4 protein-coding genes are annotated in these 1929 nt (G+C 31.3%); 1 reads left to right on the forward strand and 3 read right to left on the reverse strand.

Translation table 11 applies throughout. From position 1 onward, the window contains the following. Nucleotides 1-235: 235 nt before the first annotated feature. A complete protein-coding gene (locus CK510_RS29845) occupies nucleotides 236-457 on the forward strand; it encodes a hypothetical protein (RefSeq protein WP_095725051.1) in 222 nt (73 codons plus the stop codon). A 23-nt stretch (nucleotides 458-480) separates the two neighbouring features. Here CK510_RS29845 and CK510_RS29850 read toward each other — a convergent pair whose 3' ends face one another. The 3 genes from CK510_RS29850 to CK510_RS29860 form a co-directional block, all read right to left on the reverse strand. Beyond that, nucleotides 481-747, reverse strand: a complete 267-nt coding sequence (locus tag CK510_RS29850; RefSeq protein ID WP_095725052.1) for a type II toxin-antitoxin system RelE family toxin — start codon at nucleotides 745-747, stop codon at nucleotides 481-483. Next, on the reverse strand, nucleotides 744-953 hold the full coding sequence (locus CK510_RS29855; protein WP_095725053.1) for a hypothetical protein: 210 nt from the start codon (nucleotides 951-953) through the stop codon (nucleotides 744-746). The genes CK510_RS29850 and CK510_RS29855 overlap by 4 nt, the downstream gene beginning before the upstream one ends. Nucleotides 954-1174: 221 nt before the next feature. Beyond that, on the reverse strand, nucleotides 1175-1807 hold the full coding sequence (locus tag CK510_RS29860; protein ID WP_095725054.1) for a hypothetical protein: 633 nt from the start codon (nucleotides 1805-1807) through the stop codon (nucleotides 1175-1177). Nucleotides 1808-1929: the final 122 nt, after the last annotated feature.

A 1929-nucleotide genomic window follows, 5' to 3' on the forward strand; every position in this document is an offset into this window, starting at 1 on the left:
AATTGCATCAAATTTGAAAAAGGTTATTTATTTAAATTAAGTGATGATAAACAAATTTATGAAAAAAATCAAGAAATTTTTTGGTTGAATTTATCTAATCAAGAATGGTATCGTGTTTAAATTTAATGCATACTAAGTATAGTCTTGTAGGTTGAGTGAAGGCTTTGGGTAACTCAACATTAGTCTACATGAAATTATGAATTGTTAACTGTAAATTTCCAAAATCAATAATCATATGTCAATATCAAAAATTGAGGCAAAGCAACTTTTAGAACGGCTGATATTTGAGAGCGATCGCCCGCACGATTGGGTACAGGATGTGTGGGGTTTAAGCCCTACTTTGGGGGAAAATGCTGCAAAGTTAGTTGACGTTTTTGATATGTTAATCGAATGTTGTTCTGATGAAAAATTAGATAATTTAGTCAAGAGTCTTTATCAAGAACATATGGATTTGTAAGTTCAATATCTTCCGAGCTTTCATTAAGGAAAATACCTGTAAATATCCTTTCTTTGCAACGCTCGGACAAAAATAATTATACCATCAGATATTGTTAATCCAATTCTGTAATCTCCAATCCTAATACGATAATAATCTCCATCAGTTTTAAGTTTATTAACATTATTGACTTCTCCAATATTTTCGGAATTTTCAACTTCTTCAATTACTGTTTGTATTTTTTTCAGTAATATTTCATCTCTAATTTTGCTCAAATCCTTTTCAAAGCTTTTTCTAAACTCAACATTCATCTCTTAGTTCCCAATATCTTAAAAATTGCCTCTCGACTAACTATTTCTGTACTTTCACCTTCTTTAATAGCTTTTTCTAAAGCGATATCTTCAATAATCTCTGTCAACAAGTCAGAAAATACTTCTTTCTGCTCTTGAATTACTTCGACAATGGCTGTTTTAAATATTTGCTTAATTTTATCTTCGTCAAGGTTAAGTTCTGTCATATTATTCCTTGAATATGATTTGAGTTAATATTAACATTAATATTGACTTTAGTTTGATAGTATGCATGAGAATGCAATTCCATGTTTCCAGACTTAACGGGAAAAGTCAGATTTGAGTATGGATATATATTTAGTAAATAAAAATAGCAAATACCAAATACATAGGAGGAGCAAAGTCCAATCATTTGCTTTGCTCCCTTTCTTAGCAATTTAAAATCTCATCAAGAAGCATCTAATGGTGTTTTCAATTTCAATTTAACTTCAGTTCCTTTTTTGAGAACAACTTCACCACCAGGACTAGATAACACATATGCGGCAGCTACTGTACCTCCAGCGACTCCACCATGCTTAAAATTAGTTTTATTACCTAAAAAACGACCAGCGACTGCACCACCTAAAACAATGCCAGCATTTTGTAGAAATTTACCTTTGGTTTTGGTTTCGATTTTAGTATTAACCAAAGTTGCATCGAGTTGCAAGCGATCGCCATTTTTCAAGGTAATATCATCAAATACCAAATTCAATTTGGCTTTTTTTCCCCTGGCTGCTTTGACAACGTTTTCAACATGTCCATTAATTGTACTATCTTTGAGAACCGGGTTATTACTTCTAACTTTTAATACAAACTTATCGTTTTCGCGATTTTTCCCCGTTGATATTTCTTGTTGAAGTTTTGTTTCAAAATCTGTACCAACAGCAACTATTGCCTGCGGATTTTTAGCATTTTTAGTTGTAACAAGCTTGGTGTTTGCTGTATTTGTTGAGTTGTTTGTGGCTGTGTCTTTGGGAGAACTGCAACCAACAGTATTCACCATCAAAGTTGCACCCAAAAGAAAAGGCATTAACTTTTTCATAGTTTTTTGAAGAAAATTTGACTACAATATTTGGATTGATTCGTACATTAAATCCAAAATCAGATATAGGTAAAAAATATACTAAAAATTTAATTATTTCTTATATTTGATTTTTTATATTT

Origin of the sequence: Brunnivagina elsteri CCALA 953 (genome assembly GCF_002289455.1) — a bacterium.
Lineage (GTDB): Bacteria > Cyanobacteriota > Cyanobacteriia > Cyanobacteriales > Nostocaceae > Brunnivagina > Brunnivagina elsteri.